The organism is Stenotrophomonas maltophilia, from assembly GCF_004920835.1.
GTDB lineage: Bacteria > Pseudomonadota > Gammaproteobacteria > Xanthomonadales > Xanthomonadaceae > Stenotrophomonas > Stenotrophomonas maltophilia_AQ.
This window is the reverse complement of record NZ_QFHO01000013.1, coordinates 1-16,575: the sequence shown is the minus strand read 5'-3', so window position 1 is coordinate 16,575 and position 16,575 is coordinate 1. Positions and strand designations below refer to the sequence as shown.

15 protein-coding genes are annotated in these 16,575 nt (G+C 64.2%); 3 read left to right on the top strand and 12 right to left on the bottom strand.

Going from position 1 to position 16,575, the window contains the following annotated elements; translation table 11 throughout:
• From DI041_RS11120 to DI041_RS11075, 10 genes are all read right to left on the bottom strand, one after another.
• Entirely contained in the window at positions 1–867 is an 867-nt protein-coding gene (locus tag DI041_RS11120) for a glycosyltransferase family protein (protein ID WP_136638623.1), read from the bottom strand.
• A complete protein-coding gene (locus DI041_RS11115; RefSeq protein WP_169050337.1) occupies positions 864–2,903 on the bottom strand; it encodes a glycosyltransferase in 2,040 nt (679 codons plus the stop codon). Before DI041_RS11115 ends, DI041_RS11120 begins: the two co-directional genes overlap by 4 nt.
• Positions 2,904–2,937: 34 nt before the next feature.
• Positions 2,938–3,699, bottom strand: a complete 762-nt coding sequence (locus DI041_RS11110; RefSeq protein WP_169050338.1) for a class I SAM-dependent methyltransferase — start codon at positions 3,697–3,699, stop codon at positions 2,938–2,940.
• Complete coding sequence (locus DI041_RS11105) at positions 3,689–5,026, bottom strand: ABC transporter ATP-binding protein (RefSeq protein ID WP_046983199.1); 1,338 nt, start codon at positions 5,024–5,026, stop codon at positions 3,689–3,691. Before DI041_RS11105 ends, DI041_RS11110 begins: the two co-directional genes overlap by 11 nt.
• Positions 5,016–5,804: an ABC transporter permease gene (locus tag DI041_RS11100; protein ID WP_046983200.1), complete on the bottom strand. Its 789-nt coding sequence runs from the start codon at positions 5,802–5,804 to the stop codon at positions 5,016–5,018. The genes DI041_RS11105 and DI041_RS11100 overlap by 11 nt, the downstream gene beginning before the upstream one ends.
• Positions 5,804–6,976: a cystathionine gamma-synthase gene (locus tag DI041_RS11095; protein WP_046983201.1), complete on the bottom strand. Its 1,173-nt coding sequence runs from the start codon at positions 6,974–6,976 to the stop codon at positions 5,804–5,806. Before DI041_RS11095 ends, DI041_RS11100 begins: the two co-directional genes overlap by 1 nt.
• A 123-nt stretch (positions 6,977–7,099) precedes the next feature.
• Complete coding sequence (locus DI041_RS11090) at positions 7,100–8,470, bottom strand: pyridoxal-phosphate dependent enzyme (protein WP_046983202.1); 1,371 nt, start codon at positions 8,468–8,470, stop codon at positions 7,100–7,102.
• A 299-nt stretch (positions 8,471–8,769) separates the two neighbouring features.
• On the bottom strand, positions 8,770–9,006 hold the full coding sequence (locus DI041_RS11085) for an HP1242/YdcH family protein (protein WP_012509964.1): 237 nt from the start codon (positions 9,004–9,006) through the stop codon (positions 8,770–8,772).
• 323 nt (positions 9,007–9,329) lie between these two features.
• Complete coding sequence (locus DI041_RS11080; protein WP_136638626.1) at positions 9,330–10,214, bottom strand: OmpA family protein; 885 nt, start codon at positions 10,212–10,214, stop codon at positions 9,330–9,332.
• Positions 10,211–10,576 carry a DUF4398 domain-containing protein gene (locus DI041_RS11075; protein WP_136638631.1) on the bottom strand — a complete coding sequence of 122 codons (366 nt, stop codon included), beginning with the start codon at positions 10,574–10,576 and terminating at the stop codon, positions 10,211–10,213. Before DI041_RS11075 ends, DI041_RS11080 begins: the two co-directional genes overlap by 4 nt.
• Positions 10,577–10,697: 121 nt before the next feature.
• Here DI041_RS11075 and DI041_RS11070 point away from each other — a divergent pair, with 121 nt between their 5' ends.
• The 3 genes from DI041_RS11070 to DI041_RS11060 all read left to right on the top strand — a co-directional run bounded on the left by DI041_RS11070 (position 10,698) and on the right by DI041_RS11060 (position 14,660).
• Entirely contained in the window at positions 10,698–11,825 is a 1,128-nt protein-coding gene (locus tag DI041_RS11070; RefSeq protein ID WP_046983204.1) for a PilT/PilU family type 4a pilus ATPase, read from the top strand.
• A 110-nt stretch (positions 11,826–11,935) separates the two neighbouring features.
• Entirely contained in the window at positions 11,936–13,219 is a 1,284-nt protein-coding gene (locus DI041_RS11065) for a putative DNA modification/repair radical SAM protein (protein WP_136638627.1), read from the top strand.
• Positions 13,200–14,660, top strand: coding sequence for a UdgX family uracil-DNA binding protein (locus tag DI041_RS11060; RefSeq protein WP_046983206.1), 1,461 nt, complete (start codon positions 13,200–13,202; stop codon positions 14,658–14,660). Before DI041_RS11065 ends, DI041_RS11060 begins: the two co-directional genes overlap by 20 nt.
• A 46-nt stretch (positions 14,661–14,706) precedes the next feature.
• Here DI041_RS11060 and maiA read toward each other — a convergent pair whose 3' ends face one another.
• Together maiA and DI041_RS11050 are read right to left on the bottom strand one after the other, a co-directional pair.
• Complete coding sequence (gene maiA / locus DI041_RS11055) at positions 14,707–15,375, bottom strand: maleylacetoacetate isomerase (protein WP_136638628.1); 669 nt, start codon at positions 15,373–15,375, stop codon at positions 14,707–14,709.
• Positions 15,376–15,389: 14 nt separating this feature from the next.
• Positions 15,390–16,379, bottom strand: a complete 990-nt coding sequence (locus tag DI041_RS11050; protein WP_046983207.1) for a fumarylacetoacetate hydrolase family protein — start codon at positions 16,377–16,379, stop codon at positions 15,390–15,392.
• Between the last annotated feature and the right edge of the window lie 196 nt (positions 16,380–16,575).

Sequence of the window (16,575 nt, the reverse complement as noted above, 5' to 3'; positions counted from 1 at the left end):
TCACTTCTTCATGTTGTCGCGCAAGCGGCGCACCAGCGGCAACAGCCCGGTGGCACCCAGGGTGGATCGGACAGCGTTGCGCCATGCCGTTGAGCCCGCCGGCGCAACCTCACCGCGAAGCTCGCTGATTGTACGCTTGAGGGCCGCGATCTCGTGCTGCAGCTCGGTGTTCTGTTTCTTCAGCAATACCGGATCGGTGATGCTCCATTGACTGGAAATGCCGGCAACCGCCTGCTGGTAGAACATGTCCTCGTCCGAGATCAGCGAGGTGTCCTGATACCAGGGCAAGTGCAGCGCTGAATATGGCGGAGCGGTGCGGATCGAACGCCACCAACGCTCCTCGTCGCAGTGGACGCCAGGGCGGTAGAGAGCGAACGTGGTATCAAGAGCCGCCTCATAGTTGCCGTCCTCCAGCAGGTTCTGCCAGAACGGCGATTCCCAGGCGATCACCTGCTGCTTGAACGCATAGTGGTCAGGCAGGTCATCGATCCTCAGTGACAGCCCGGCCTTGTTGTGCCGCGGATAGCGCTCCAGCAGCTCAGCCAGGTGCTCGGTGATGTCGGACGGGCAATCATGGGCCGGCATGACATCGCTGTCGTTCAGGATGAAACGCTCGCGCTGGATGACGTCGTCGAAACGACCACTGCGCCAAAGCGCAAGATGGCCATAGTTCTTGTCGAGCCGGACCACGCGATGCGGACTGTGGTTGAGATAGTCCAGCAGTGGTTCGTAGGTCGACGCATTGTCGACCACGATGAGATTCTGGAAATCCAGCGCTTCCAGCCGCTCGATCACGCTCCTGATGTAGCCGACCCGGTTGTAGGAAATGATGAAGACCGGAACGGTACGATTGGACAGTACGCTCATCCTTCCACTCCAAAGATGTCGAAGCCGCGCCCAATCACAAGGGCGCCAAGCATCCTTTCCATTACATGCTCCAGCCCGCCCTCAACCTCCCTGCTGTCCAGACTGAACTCATCGAGCGACAAGCCAAGCTCGAGCAGCGGCCTGAGCAATGAGGATCGAATCCAGAACATCGTGCCGGCCACGAACGGAGCTCCCTGCGGCACACCAAAGCGCTCGTACGCCGCTTGGCTGAGCGCTGCATTGGCATCGGGAACACTGGTGATGAACGGTCGTGCTCCCACCATGCCGATCGCCGGATCATCCTGGAACAGTTTCAGCACGTTGTTGATCTGCCAGGTGCTGCCGGTCAATGGCTGCACAAGCGCGCGGCGCCAATGATCGCCATCGCGTATTTCCTGCCCGAACAAGGCCGAAATTGCCTGGAAGTAGCTTTCCGGATTGTGGCTCTTCTTGGAGTGCAGCTTCAGCACCAGATCTGAATCGAGGAGACCTCCATCACGGATCGCCGCCAGCAATCCGCCCACGTCCTTGCCGCGATTGGGGACGACCAGAATCTGCACATCCACACCGCGCGCAACCAGTTCATCCAGTGGACCGTCGAAGTCCTCGCGACTCCAGGGTCCGGTAATGACCACTTTGCGCAGGTTCGGTATGCGCAGCGCATCGGCGATCAGTTCGGGGGCAAGATCACGGTAGAAAATGTGCAGATGGACCGCCACCTCTGCTACCAAGGGCACGATCGGCAGAGGATCACGCGCGACATGCCGGACCGTACCAGCCGTGACTCCATTGCGCAGGAAGCCGATGGATTCGTTGATGCGGCGCGCGCTCCTGATGGCGCGCGACACGCGCTGACGCAAACTCAACGGCATTCCGTAGGCTGGGGAGCCTGGCAGATTTCGCCCTTCAAGGTGTTCCAGCATCCGCACCTCGCGGCAACGCTGCAGGTCCCGCTCGTACCTCACCCGCAGAGAATCGCCGTATACATCCATGCGCTGGGCGTGTGCACGCTTGCGATACTCCTCGTGCACCTGCTCCAGCGACGCCTGCTGCTCCTGCTGCACTATCAGCGCCTCACGCAGCTCTGCTTCGACCACCTGCGCTTGCCGGCGCTCGGCTTCGCTGGCCTGCTCCCGCTGGCGCCGCTCCGCCTCGATCAACTGCTGGCGTTGTTTCAGAAGCTCTACATGAGCATCGCGATCTGCTTCAACTGCATGGAATGACTCGCGGTACTTGTTGACCTGGCCCTGCAGGTAGCGACGCAACAGGCGGTCATGCCGGTGGTGACTGAGCAGCAGGCTCTGGGGTGCATGCATCCGACGACGGTAGATCTGCCGCGTGATCAGCTGAGCCTCGGCCGCAGCGCCGGGCATGCCACTGAGAATCGCGTTGTCACCGTGCAACCGATAGCGCATCAGACGCTGGTCGACGAACTCCACCTTCACGCCCTCGGTATCCAGGCAGCGCAGCACGTAGTCCCAGTCCAGGTTGTAGCGGAAGCGCCGAAACCAGCCAACACTGGCCAACAACTCCTTGCGGAACAGGAAGTTCGACGTGGAAACAGTGAAGTTTCCATACAGCAGCCCGTTCACCACACCTTCGCTGCGCACGCGCTCGCGCAAACGCTGCACGCTGAAGTTCCACCAATGAGACGGGTCATCGATGAACTCGCCATCGGCATCAATCAGGCGGATATCGCTGAACAGGAACTGCGCATCTTCGCGCTCGGCGTGCTTGAGCATCTGCTCCAGCCGCTCAGGCTCCCAGATATCGTCCGAGTTGAGGACCGCCAGCCATGCGCCCCGCGCTTTTGACAAGCCACGGTTGATCGCCGCGTGCGACCCCGCGTTGTCCTGGCGCACCACTCTTATCCGGTCATCCTCTGCCGCCATGGCAGTTGCAACCAACACAGAATCATCCCTGGAACCATCATCGATGATGATCAGTTCCAGAGAAGACATCGTCTGTGCCAGCACAGACTCGATGGCCTCACCGATGAAGCGCGCGTGGTTGTAGGACGGGATCACCACGCTCACGCGTGGCAGTGCAGCGTGGTCTGCGAGGGTCACTTCAGCCACTCGCCACCTCGTCGGCCCAGCGCTGCAGCGCTTCTGCATCCTCGACCCGCCACGGGCGCTGCGGCACTTCACTGCGACGCGCCTCCAGCACGAACTGGAACACGTTGGCGGTGGGATGTCGGTTGAGCATGTGCTTGATCGGTTCCGGCAGAGGCTGCCAGTACTCAAGGAACTGCTCGTGGTTTCCGCCGGCATTGACTGCTTCGCGCCTGGCAACCTCCAGGCCCTGTGCGTTGAGCATGCGCTCCAGCGAATCCCAGGTGAAGAAGCGCAGGTGGGTTTCGTCGAGCAGCCCTGTCGGCGTGTAGTCGAAGCGCCCGCAGAACAATGCAGCGATGATGCCGGCATGACCCACGTTGGGCACGGACGCCACCAGACGGCCGTCCGGAGCCAGCAGGGTCAGTAGCTGGCCGAGTGTGTATGCAGGATCACGCAGGTGTTCCAGCACGTCCGCGCAGACGATCACATCGTAGGTGCCGCGAACCGCGGCCAACCAGTCGTCACCTTCCAGAGTTCCAACATGCAACGCATTCAGGTAGGGACGAGCCTGATCGGCACTGATCGGATCGATCTCCACGCCGGTCACTGTGCACCCTTGTGCCTGGCTGAGTTGACGCGATATGACACCGTAGCCGCAGCCAAGTTCAAGCACCCGCTGCCCCTGTCCCACCATCCGCGAGATGCGGGCAGCGGTACTCGGCCCTTCCGGATCGAAACTGTAGTCGTATGGCGAAACGCGATCTTCAATCTTCATTGGCATCCACCTCGATTGCGACCTCCAGCATGGGAATGCCCACCAACCCCGTGGAGACGCTGGTCGACACTGAGCGGACGATCAGTACGTCATGCCCCCACTTGAGCTGCCGATGGTCCAGCTGGGTGCCCTCGGCGATAGCGACGTCAAAACTGTAGTCACCCACCGGCAGGATCGGCATCGGGAAGCTGAACACCGCACGGAAGCGCTCGCCGCTACTGACCATGGGGGGGGCATCCAGGTAAGTCAGGTACGTGTTGTCGCCAAACAGTGTTTGCCCGTGCTTGTCCTTCAGGAAGAAGCCGACAATGGGTTGCTGCAGATCAACCAGTGCGCGCGCCTGCACGACCAGCGATACCGCCTCGCCGCCGACTACCCACGACAGCGGGTTATGTTCGCGGTCCTCCAGCACCACCTGGGTGATTTCCACCCCGCCCTGACCAAAGGATGCACTCTCCGGCGTGAACTGCATCACCTGGATGTCATTGCGCAGCGTGCTGCCATTGATCATCGATTGGCGCTGATCCTTCCAGTCCTCGGCCGACAGGATGTCCTGCACGGCATGGTCTCGTTCCGGTGCGCTGCTCTGCGACTGGTTGAACAAAGAGGCCAGGTACTTCTCTGTCACGCTCTTGGCATCGCCAATCGCTTGCACCCGGCCATGCTCGATCCACATGGCCTGGTCGCACAGGCTTCGCACCGCGCCACTGTCATGGCTGACGAACACCAGCGTGCCGTTCTCCTTGAACTTGCGCAGCCAGCGCATGCACTTCTGCGTGAACTGCGCATCCCCCACGGCAAGCGCCTCGTCGATGACCAGGATGTCAGCGTCGACGTGGGTGATCACCGAGAAGGCCAGGCGCACGAACATGCCACTGGAGTACGTTTTGACCGGGCGATCGATGAATTCACCGATCTCTGCGAATTCGATGATCGACGGCAGGCGTTCGTTGATTTCCGCAGTGGTCAGGCCATAGATGCCGCCACTGAGAATCGCGTTCTGACGCCCGGTGAATTCGGGATTGAAGCCTGCCCCCAGTTCCAGCAGCGCTGCCACTTTGCCGACACGTTCGACGCTGCCGCTGGTAGGCGACAACGTGCCGCACACGATCTGCAGCAAGGTCGACTTTCCAGAGCCATTCTTTCCGATGACGCCGAACGTCGTGCCCTTCCGCACGCTGAAGTCGATATCACGCAGCGCCCAGAAATCGCGGTAGAACTTTCGCCGTCCACCCAATAGACCCTGCCAGAGGCGGTGCGCGGGCTTCTCATAGATGTGGTAGCACTTGGACAGATTGTGGACCCGGATCGAGACGTCAGATGACATCGGCGAAGCCTCCACGCATCTTCTGGAAGAACATGTAGCCCAAGGCTGCCACCGGCAGGGCGATCAGCAGATAGACCCCCAGCGCAGCCCAATCCGGGGATTGGCCAAGCATCAATGCCGCACGTGATTCCTGCATCGGCAATGTCAACGGATTGAACATCACCCAGGTCTGCGCGGCCTTTGGCAACGCGGTGATCTGGTAGAACAACGGCGACAGGAACATGAAGGCACTGATCAGCAACGTCACCATCTGGTTGATATCGCGGATGTAGGTTCCGAGTGCCGCCAGCAACCAGGTCACTCCCAAGATCAACACCATCAGCGGCAGAAGAATTACCGGGATCCACAGCCCCTGCCAATGCATGGGCGAATCCAGGTACCAGGACACGGCAATGAGCACCAGCATCGCCACGAACGCGTTGAACACAGCCGTGATCAGGGTGACGACGGGCAGCACATCAAGGGGGAAAACAACTTTCTTCACGTAGTTCGCATTGGCCAGGATCAGCGTTGGCGCACGCGTGACGCATTCGGCGAATAGATTGAACACGATCAAGCCGATGAAGAGCGCGACGGTGAAGTTGCCCGACGGATGATCACCCTGCCCCCATCGGTTCTTGAACAGCGTACCGAACACGAACGAGTAAAGCGTCAGCAACAGCAGGTTCTGGATCACATACCAGGAGAGGCCACCGTAGGATCCTTTGAACCGTGCAGCGATCTCACGCTGGGACAATGCCCAGAGCAGCTCAGCCTTGCGTTGTACGCCACTGATCATCACGCCAGCGCCTTTTCCAGATCCACCTGCAGATCCCCCAGATCCTCAACACCCACGCTCAGCCTTACCAGCGCATCACTGATGCCCAGCTGCTCGCGCCGCGCCACCGGGATCGATGCATGCGTCATCACCGCTGGATGGTTGACCAGGCTTTCCACGCCGCCCAGCGACTCGGCCAGGGTGAACAGTTCGGTCTTCTCGCAGAAGCGCTTGGCCGCGTCGAAGCCGCCCTTGAGCACGATCGAGACGATGCCGCCGTAGCCAGCCATCTGCTTGCCCGCCAGCTCATGTTGCGGGTGCGAGGCCAGGCCCGGGTAGATCACCTTCTCCACCGCCGGATGCTTTTCCAGCCACTGGGCCAGGGCGAGCGCGTTGGCGCAATGTGCCTTCATGCGCAGCGGCAGGGTCTTCAGACCACGCAAGGCCAGGAAGCTGTCGAACGGGCCCTGCACGCCACCCACCGAGTTCTGCAGGAAGGCCATCTGCTCGGCCAGTTCGGCGTTGTCGCCAACCACAACCATGCCACCGACCATGTCCGAGTGCCCGTTGAGGTACTTGGTGGCCGAATGCAGGACCAGGTCCGCGCCCAGTTCCAGCGGACGCTGCAGCATCGGCGAGGCGAAGGTGTTGTCGACGACTACGATCAGGCCATGACGCTTGGCGATGGCGGCGACCGCAGCGATGTCGACGATCTTCAGCATCGGGTTGGTCGGGGTCTCGATCCAGACCATCTTCGTCTTCGACGTGATGGCGGCCTCGAACGCGGCCAGATCGGTCAGGTCGACGAAGCTGAAGTCCAGCGCAGCGGTACGGCGACGCACACGCTCGAACAGGCGGAAGCTGCCACCGTAGATGTCATCCATCGCCACCACGTGGCTGCCGGCGTCCAGCAGCTCGATCACGGTCGAGCTGGCGGCCATGCCCGAAGCGAAGGCGAAGCCACGGGTACCGCCTTCCAGCGAGGCCACGCAACGCTCGTAGGCGAAGCGCGTCGGGTTGTGGGTACGCGAATACTCGAAGCCCTGGTGCTCGCCCGGGCTGGACTGGGCATAGGTCGAGGTCGCGTAGATCGGCGGCATCACCGCACCGGTGCTGGGGTCCGGCGACTGGCCACCGTGGATGGCCAGGGTAGCCAGGGCCAGGGCGCGATCCTGGGAAGTAGCGTTGGACATGTTCTTTCCTGAGGGGCGCCGACGCACGGCGCCATCGAAGGTGCGGAAGTCTATCAGCGCGGCCTTAACGACCTTTGACGCGGATAAACCAGGATTCAGCGGCGAACATCTGCGATCAGCGGCTTATTGAACACGCCGACGCAGGTAGTTCAGCAGGTCGATACGGGTGATCAGGCCCAGGAAGGCGTCACCGTCCATCACGATCGCCACCTGGCCGCGGTCGAACACCGGCAGCAGCGCTTCGATCGGCGACTTCACGTCCAGCCGGTCCAGCTTGCTGACCATCGCGGTCGCCACCGGGTCGCGGAAACGGGCTTCATCGCCATAGACATGCAGCAGCACGTCGCTTTCATCGACGATACCGACCAGCTGGTCGCCGTCCAGCACCGGCAGCTGCGACACGTCATACAGTTTCATGCGCTGATAGGCGGTGGTCAGCAGGTCGTTCGGGCCGATCACCACGGTGTCGCGCTGGCCATACGGGCGCAGGATCAGGTCGCGCAGGTCGCCGTGCTGGGGGCGCTGCAGGAAGCCGTTGTCCAGCATCCAGTAGTCGTTGTACATCTTCGACAGGTACTTGTTGCCGGTATCCGGCACCAGCACCAGCACCTTCTTCGGCGTGGTCTGCTCCTTGCAGTACTTCAGCGCCGCCGCCAGCAGGGTGCCGGTGGAGGAACCACCGAGGATGCCTTCCTTGCCCAGCAGCTCGCGCGCGGTGTGGAAGCTCTCCGCATCGGAGATGGCGTAGGCCTTCTTCACCCGGCTGAAATCGGAGATCGACGGCAGGAAGTCCTCACCGATGCCTTCCACCAGCCAGCTGCCCGACTTGTCGTTCAGATTGCCGTCGTTGATGTACTCGGCCAGGATCGAGCCGACCGGATCGGCCAGCACCAGCTCGGTCTTCGGCGACAGCTTCGCGAAGGCACGCGACAGGCCGGTCATGGTGCCGGAGCTGCCGCAGCCGAACACGATGGCGTCAAGGTCGCCGTCCATCTGCTCCAGGATTTCCGGGCCGGTACCGAATTCGTGCGCGGCCGGGTTGTCCGGGTTGCCGAACTGGTTGATGAAGTAGGCGCCCGGGGTCTGCTCGGCGATGGTCTTGGCCAGGTCCTGGTAGTACTCGGGATGACCCTTGGCCACGTCCGAGCGGGTCAAGCGCACTTCGGCACCCATCGCCTTCAGATTGAAGATCTTTTCGCGGCTCATCTTGTCGGGAACGACCAGGATCAGCTTGTAGCCCTTCTGCTGCGCTACCAGGGCCAGGCCCAGGCCGGTGTTGCCGGCGGTGCCCTCGACCAGGGTCGCGCCTGGCTTCAGGTCGCCGCGCTTTTCCGCGGCCTCGATCATCGACAGGCCGATGCGATCCTTGATCGATCCGCCCGGGTTGGCGCTCTCCAGCTTCAGGTAGAGCTCGCAGACACCGGTGTCCAGGCGCTGGGCCTTCACGATCGGGGTCTGACCGATGAGTTCGAGGACGGAAGAGTGGATGGGCATTCGGGGACTTTCGGTTCGCGCCACGCAGGGCCGGACCGATGATTATCCGACGGATGGCGATGAAAGTCAGGTCGGCATGGCCGCAGCCTGCCCACCGTAAAAAAGGGATGCGGACGGCCCCGGATCGACGAGGAGACCGGTACCGCCCGCATCGGTGAGTTGTGCCTGCAGGCCAAGGCACCACCGCCTGTGGTGCCTTGGCGCGGCCGCCTCATCGGCGGTGCCGCGATGCCGGGGCATGAGCGCCCGGCGGGGCCATCTCTGGCCAGGTCACGCCGTTCCGGGCGTGACGGGGTGCGTCAATGCGCGGGGGACGTCGTTGGAAGCGGTGTCTCGTACATTCGCAGAAGACGTTGCTTGGCCAGCAGCTTCTCACGCTTCATGCGACCCAGGGTGACATCATCGATCGGGAGTACACCCAACTCCGCGTCCATGCACTTCTTGTTCAACTTGCGGTGCTGGTCATGGAGTGCCCGGAACTCCGGATCGCGCGCGCGGCGGGCGTCGATCTCGCTCTGGGGCTGATCTTCAAACATGATGGACCTCCTTCGACAGATACACGAACGCCCCGGCTGCAAGGCACGGGGCGTTGTTCATGGAGGAGCGCCGGTCGATGGCCACCTGGACGCCTGCAACGACCTGCGGCACTGGCCTGCGCACGTCGATTCGCTGCGGTTCGCGCCCTGCTTGCATCGGCCCGGCCCTCCCATCGTCCGGTCCGCGGCATTGCGTCCCGGACGATTGACCCTACGCCTGCTCCGGGCGGGGTTCAAGCCCCTGCGTCAAAAAGACCGAACCCCGCCGGGGCGGGGTTCAGGCTGAATGCTCATCACAACGAAAAACAAACAATATCAATCAATTACGGGGCGATGATGACCTCGGCCGAACGCGCCCGGGTGGACGCTGCCTTCTTGCCGCTGAGCTGTATCCGGTTGCTTGCGACACCGCCGGCAACGAGGGCATCGCGCAGCGCTTCGGCCCGCTTCTGGCCGACGCCATTGGCACTGTCATACGCCTCGATGCGCAGGCGGCCCTTCTTGCCGATGTTCAGATACTCGGCCAGTGCCTTGGCCTGGTTGCGGGCACCACCGGACAGGCTGGAGGCACCGGCGGCGAAGGCGTCACCATTGAAGGTGAACACCTCACCGCGGCCGTCGAACTTCGAGCCCGGCAGCTTCTGCCCGGACACCAGCTCGGCTTCCTCGCGGGCCAGTTTGGCAGCGTTCTGCTGCGCGGCGCTGAGGCGCTGCTGCTGCTTGCCGGCCACGCTGGTCAGGGCATTCTCGGCATCCTGGCGGGCCAGCGTCTCGGCCTCGGCGGCCTGACGCAGGCGCTCTGCCTCCTCGGCCTGCATCTGCGCCTGCATGCGCAGCTGCTCGGCTTCCTGGCGGGCACGGGCAGCATCGCGGCGGCTGGCCTCGATCAGCAGGTCGCTGCGGGTACGCTCGAGACGATCGACCTCACGCGCCGCCAGTGCGGTACGCACGGCGGTCTCGGCGATCTCGACGCGGCGTTCTGCCAGGTAGGTGGCCAATTCCTGGTCGCGGCGCTTGGCCTTGTCCAGGGTGGCGATGGCCTGCTGCGCCTGCATGCGCTCGAAAGCGCCCAGCTCAGCCGTGTCGGGATTGGCCTGGATGGCCATCAGGCGCTGGCTCAGCTGCGCCACCATCGGGTTGTCAGCGGCCACGGCCAGGGTCGGCAGCGCCAGCAGCGCGGCCAGGGTTGCGGCGGTCATCGGCTTCACCGGCGGTCCTCCCCGGTCGACAGCTGGCGTTGCAGCTGGTTGACCTCGTTGCGGCGCAGCTGCAGCTGCGCGGTGGCGGTGGCTTCCTCGCTGCGGACGCGGGCCAGGTCGGCATCGGCGGCGGCGCGCAGGGCCATCGCCGGGGCGTTCTTGCGCTCGCGGCGGTCGCCGGCGGCGCGCTGGGCCTGCTCCAGCCCCTGCCGGGCCAGCCCGATAAGGTCCGGAGCGTACTGGTCGGCATCGGCCTGGGTGGCCTTGTCGACCGCCTGCCGGGCCTGCGCCAGTTCCAGTGCGGCGTCCTGCGCCCAAGCGGGGGCAGACAGTGCGAATGCAAACGCCATCACATACAGGCCATGGCGCATTCGTGCGAAGCTAAGTCGTTTCATTGGGGAGGCCGTACCGGTTGTCGGTTCACGGCCATTGTCGTCAAGCCGACACCGTGCTGGCAACGGGCGTCGACCGTTTCGTTGGGGAAAATTCGCAATGGATATCGGCTACTTCCTGAAGCTGATGACCGAAAAGAACGCTTCGGACATGTTTCTGACCACCGGGGCTCCGGTCTACATCAAGATCGAGGGGAAGCTCTATCCGCTGGGCAATACCGGCCTGCCACCGGGCATGGTCAAGAAGATCGCCTACTCGCTGATGGACGAGGGCCAGGTGCCGCAGTTCGAGCGCGAGCTGGAGCTGAACATGGCCATCGCCCTGCCTGATGCCGGGCGCTTCCGGGTCAATGTATTCAAGCAGCGCGGCGAAGTCGGCATGGTCATTCGCGCCATCCGCAGCCGCATCCCGAGCATCGAAGAGCTGAACCTGCCACAGGTGCTGAAGGACGTCATCATGACCCCGCGTGGGCTGGTGCTGGTGGTGGGGTCCACCGGTTCCGGCAAGTCCACCTCGCTGGCGTCGATGATCGACCACCGCAACAGCACCACCACCGGCCACATCCTCACCATCGAGGACCCGATCGAGTACCTGCACAAGCACAAGATGTCGATCGTCAACCAGCGCGAGGTCGGGCTGGACACCCATGCCTTCCACAACGCGCTGAAGAACGCGATGCGTGAAGCACCGGACGTGATCCTGATCGGCGAGATCCTGGACGCGGAAACGATGGAGGCGGCGATCGCCTTCGCCGAGACCGGTCACCTGTGCCTGGCCACCCTGCACTCCAACAACGCCGACCAGACCATCGAGCGCATCCTCAACTTCTTCCCGGAAAGCGCGCACAAGAATGTGCTGATGAACCTGGCGCTGAACCTGCGTGCGGTGGTCAGCCAGCGCCTGGTGAAGAACAAGGAAGGCCGCCGGCTGCCAGCCACCGAGGTCCTGATCAATACGCCGATGATCCGCGACCTGCTGCGCCGCGGCCAGGTGCACGAGATCAAGGCGGCGATGGAAGGCTCGCTGGAAGAAGGCATGGAGAGCTTCGACCAGTGCCTGTTCCGGCTGGCCAAGGCCGGCACCATCGAGCAGGAGGAAGCGTTGCGTGCGGCTGACTCGCGTGATGGCCTGGCCCTGAAGTTCCGCCTGTCCGAAGGCAGCAGCGGCGACCACGACCCGTACGCCGACTTCTCGGCCGGTGCGCCCAGCATCACCCACGGCTTCTGATCCCCGCACTGCTCTTTCGATACCGGTAGCGCCGGGCCATGCCCGGCGAAAGCCTGAAGGATTCAGGGGCGGTCTCATCCAATGAGACCCCTCATCCGTAGGTTTCCTCAATGGAAACCATCCGCAAGCTGGCCATCCTGGCCGATGCCGCCAAATACGACGCCTCCTGCGCCTCCAGTGGCTCGGGCAAGCGCGATTCGCGCGCCAGCGGCGGCATTGGCAGCACCGAAGGCATGGGCATCTGCCACAGCTATACGCCGGACGGCCGCTGCGTTTCATTGCTGAAGATCCTGCTGACCAACTTCTGCGTCTACGACTGCGCCTACTGCGTGAACCGGGTATCCAGCAACGTAGCCCGTGCGCGCTTCAGCGTGGACGAGGTGGTCGCGCTCACCCTGGACTTCTACAAGCGCAACTACATCGAGGGGCTGTTCCTTTCCAGCGGCATCATCCGCAATGCGGACTACACCATGGAGCAGATGGTGGAAGTTGCCCGGCAACTGCGCGAAGGGCACCGCTACGCCGGCTACATCCACCTCAAGACCATTCCCGAGGCTTCGCCCGAGCTGCTGGCCAGTGCCGGGCGCTACGCCGACCGCCTGTCGATCAACGTCGAACTGCCGACCGAAGCCGGCCTGATCGCGTTGGCGCCGGAGAAGACGGTGCATTCGATACGCGGCGCCATGGGCGAACTACGCTGGCGCATCGAGGAAGCCAAGGAGGCGCGCAAAGCCCCCGCAGCGTTGGCGCCGACGGCCAGCCGCAGTACACGCCCGCGCCCTCCCCGTTTCGCACCAGCCGGGCAGAGCACGCAGATGATCGTCGGCGCGGACGGGGCCAACGACCAACAGATCCTGGCCAGCGCCGATGCGCTGTACGGCAACTACCGCATGCGCCGGGTGTACTACTCCGCGTTCAGCCCGATTCCGGACGCCAGCCGGCAGCTGCCACTGCAACCGCCCCCGCTGCAGCGCGAACATCGCCTCTACCAGGCCGACTGGTTGCTGCGCTTCTACGGGTACGGCGTGGAAGAAATCACCGATACCGCCCAGAACGGCATGCTGGACCTGGACATCGACCCGAAGATGGCTTGGGCGATCCGCCACCCCGAGCGCTTTCCGGTCGACCTGAACCGGGCACCGAAGGAAATGCTGCTGCGCGTTCCCGGCCTCGGCGTGCGCAACGTCAAGCGCGTGCTGATGGCACGCCGCCACGGGCGGCTGCGCGTGGCCGACATCGCGCGCCTGAAGGCACCGATGAGCAAGATGCTGCCGTTCGTGCTGCTGGCTGACCATCATCCGCGCAAGGCGCTGGACGACCCGGCGGCGCTGCGCGCGCAGCTGGCCCCGCCCCCGCGACAGGGTTCGCTGTTCGATGCACCGTCCGCGGCCTGACGCGCAGCGCTGGTCGCTGCGGGTGGATCCGCCATGGTCGCTGGAGGCCTGGCGCAACGGTGCGCGTGAAGCCCTGCTGCGCGACGTCGCGCCGGAGCAGCTGGACTGGCTGGAGGGCAGCGACGCATCACTGCTGGATGCACCCGCGGTCACCTCGGCGCCCGTGCAGGCCGATGCTGGCACACCGAACGTACCGCGCGACTTCCTGGAGCTGGCGGCCACCTGCCTGTGTCATCGCGACGGGCAGCGCATGGCCCTCCTGTACCGGTTGCTGTGGCGCATCACCCATGGCGAACGCTCGGTGCTGTCAAACCCCGCCGATGCCGACGTACTGCGGGCGATGGCCATGGCCCAGGCGGTCCGCCGTGACACGCACAAGATGAAGGCATTCGTGCGCTTCCGCGAGGTGCCTGGCCAACCTGATGCGTTCATCGCCTGGTTCGAGCCACAGCACTACATTGTCGATCGGGTCGCGCCGTTCTTCGCGCGCCGCTTCACCGGCATGCGCTGGGCCATTCTCACGCCTTCGCGCAGCGTCGCCTGGGATGGGCAGGCACTTGCCTTCGGCCCCGGCGCACGGCGCGAGGATGCCCCGGCCGAGGATGCGCGCGAATCACTGTGGCAGACCTACTACGCCAGCATCTTCAATCCGGCGCGACTCAATACACGGATGATGATGCAGGAGATGCCGGCGAAGTATTGGCGCCACCTGCCGGAAGCTCAGCTGCTGCCACGCCTGGTGCGCGATGCGGCCGACCGCGTGCAGGAAATGCATGACCGTCCCGCGCAGGCACCGCAGCGCCGGATTCCCCTGCGAGCGAACGCTGCGACATCGGCGACCGAAGCCAGCAGCCTGGAGAATCTGCGCGGACAGGCCAGCGCCTGCCGCCAGTGCCCGCTCTGGGAGCAGGCCACGCAGACCGTGTTCGGGCAGGGGCCGGCAGACGCCAAGGTGATGCTGGTCGGAGAACAGCCTGGCGATACCGAGGACCTGCGCGGACAGCCGTTCGCAGGACCTGCCGGCCAGCTGCTGGACCGCGCACTGGTGGAACTGGGAATCGATCGCGCCCAGCTGTACCTCACCAACGCGGTGAAGCACTTCCACCATGAACGGCGCGGCAAGGTGCGGCTGCACAAGCGGCCGGAAAGCCGCCACATCCAGGCCTGCCGCCCTTGGCTGATGGGTGAGATCGCCCGCGTGCGACCCCAGGTGATCGTGTGCCTCGGCGCGACAGCGGCAGCCTCGGTATTCGGTCGTGATTTCGACCTCTCACGCGACCGCGGACGCTGGCACGCCCTCGAGGAAGGCACGCGCGGGTACGCCACGGTGCACCCGGCATGGGTGTTGCGGCAGACTGACGATGCGCGCCGCGAGGATGCCTACCGGTTGTTCCGCGATGACCTGGCCCGATTGCAGCAAAAAGGGGACGGAGGGGATTAAGTCGTAAGTGCACATACGACTTAATCCCCTCCGTCCCCTTTTTCTTTCAGGCCGCGTCGAGCTGGTTTTCCGGGCGTGCGCACTCGAAGGCGTCCAGCGCTTGGCAGGCGGCCTCGATGCGGCGCAGAGTCGGGTACGGCGCCAGGTCCAGGCCGAAGCGATGGGCGTTGTACAGCTGCGGCAACAGGCAGATGTCGGCCAGGCCTGGGCGGTCGCCGTGGCAGAAGGTGCCGGTGTCGCGGCTGTTGGCCAGCATTGCCTCCATCGCCGTAAAGCCTTCGGCGATCCAGTGCAGGGTCCATTGCGTGCGGGCGTCGGCCGGCACCTGCAGGCTGCGCTCCAGGTACTGCATCACCCGCAGGTTGTTGATCGGGTGGATGTCGCAGGCCACCAGCTGGGCCAGCGCACGCACCCGCGCACGACCGGCAGCATCAGCTGGCAACAGCGGCACCTGCGGAAAGCGCTCATCCAGGTACTCCAGGATCGCCAGCGACTGGGTCAGCGCATGCCCTTCATGCAGCAGGGTCGGCACCAGCTGCTGCGGATTGAGCGCGCGATAGGCGTCGAGATGCTGCTCGCCGCCTTCGCGCACCAGGTGCACCGGCCGGGCCTCCCAGGCCAGGCCCTTCAGCTCCAGGCCGATACGCACGCGGTAGGCGGCGCTGGACCGCCAGTAGGTGTACAGCACGATGCCGTCGTCGACCGGGATCTCCATCGCCGCCTCCATGCTCAGGGCTTGGCCGCCTGTTCGATGCGCTGCTCGATCGCACCGAAGATGCTGTTGCCGGCGGCATCGAGCATCTCGATGCGGACCACATCACCGAAGGACATGAACGGCGTGCTCGGCTTGCCGTCGCGCAGGGTTTCGACCACGCGCTGTTCGGCGAAGCAGGAGGCACCCTTGCTGGTGTCTTCGTTGGCGATGGTGCCCGAGCCAACGATGGTGCCGGCGCTGAGCGGACGGGTCTTGGCCGCATGCGCGACCAGCTGGGCGAAGTTGAACTGCATGTCCACGCCCGCTTCCGGCGCACCGAACCACTGGCCGTTGATGTGGGTCAGCAGCGGCAGGTGCACCTTGCTGTCCTGCCAGGCGGCGCCCAGCTCATCGGGGGTGACGAACACCGGCGACAGCGCCGAACGCGGCTTGGACTGCAGGAAGCCGAAGCCCTTGGCCAGCTCACCCGGAATCAGGTTGCGCAGCGAGACGTCATTGACCAGGCCGACCAGCTGGATATGGCCCGCAGCCTGTTCCGGGGTGGCCGCCATCGGCACGTCGTCGGTGATCACCACGATCTCGGCTTCCAGGTCGATGCCGTAGTCCTCGCTGACCACTTTGACCGCATCGCGCGGGCCATGGAAGCCGGCGCTGGTGGCCTGGTACATCAGCGGATCGGTGTAGAAGCTCTCCGGCACCTCGGCACCACGCGCGCGGCGGACGCGCTCGACGTGCGGCAGGTAGGCGCTGCCATCGACGAACTCATAGGCGCGCGGCATCGGCGCGGCCAGTGCCTGCGGGTCAAGGTCGAACACGCCATCGGCGTCGCCGGCGTTGAGCGATTCGTACAGCGCGTTAAGGCGCGGCGCGATGTGGCTCCAGTCTTCCAGGGCCTGCTGCAGGGTGACGGCAATGCCGGTGGCGCGCACGCCGTGGCGCAGGTCACGCGAGACGACGATCAGGGTGCCGTCACGGCCGCCTTCCTTCAAAGAACCAAGCTTCATGGGTGGGTGTCCGGAGTCATGGGCAAACAAGTTTCAAGTGTAATCAAATATGCGGCGACGCCAAGCTGCAGCGCCGCATCGGCCCACCCTACCGTAGTGGGGGGTTCGGCAGGGCTTGCAGCCCTGCACCTGCTTCAAGCCAGGGCAACGTCAACAGCAACAGCCGGCTCTGGGTTGTCTGTGAGTTGGGCGGGAG

Bases quoted from the DNA above. Each gene is read 5' to 3' on its own strand.
- DI041_RS11120 (WP_136638623.1), bottom strand. From the start codon at position 867: ATGAGCGTACTGTCCAATCGTACCGTTCCGGTCTTCATCATTTCCTAC.
- DI041_RS11110 (WP_169050338.1), bottom strand. From the start codon at position 3,699: ATGAAGATTGAAGATCGCGTTTCGCCATACGACTACAGTTTCGATCCG.
- DI041_RS11105 (WP_046983199.1), bottom strand. From the start codon at position 5,026: ATGTCATCTGACGTCTCGATCCGGGTCCACAATCTGTCCAAGTGCTAC.
- DI041_RS11100 (WP_046983200.1), bottom strand. From the start codon at position 5,804: ATGATCAGTGGCGTACAACGCAAGGCTGAGCTGCTCTGGGCATTGTCC.
- DI041_RS11095 (WP_046983201.1), bottom strand. From the start codon at position 6,976: ATGTCCAACGCTACTTCCCAGGATCGCGCCCTGGCCCTGGCTACCCTG.
- DI041_RS11090 (WP_046983202.1), bottom strand. From the start codon at position 8,470: ATGCCCATCCACTCTTCCGTCCTCGAACTCATCGGTCAGACCCCGATC.
- DI041_RS11085 (WP_012509964.1), bottom strand. From the start codon at position 9,006: ATGTTTGAAGATCAGCCCCAGAGCGAGATCGACGCCCGCCGCGCGCGC.
- DI041_RS11075 (WP_136638631.1), bottom strand. From the start codon at position 10,576: ATGCGCCATGGCCTGTATGTGATGGCGTTTGCATTCGCACTGTCTGCC.
- DI041_RS11070 (WP_046983204.1), top strand. From the start codon at position 10,698: ATGGATATCGGCTACTTCCTGAAGCTGATGACCGAAAAGAACGCTTCG.
- DI041_RS11065 (WP_136638627.1), top strand. From the start codon at position 11,936: ATGGAAACCATCCGCAAGCTGGCCATCCTGGCCGATGCCGCCAAATAC.
- DI041_RS11060 (WP_046983206.1), top strand. From the start codon at position 13,200: ATGCACCGTCCGCGGCCTGACGCGCAGCGCTGGTCGCTGCGGGTGGAT.
- maiA (WP_136638628.1), bottom strand. From the start codon at position 15,375: ATGGAGATCCCGGTCGACGACGGCATCGTGCTGTACACCTACTGGCGG.
- DI041_RS11050 (WP_046983207.1), bottom strand. From the start codon at position 16,379: ATGAAGCTTGGTTCTTTGAAGGAAGGCGGCCGTGACGGCACCCTGATC.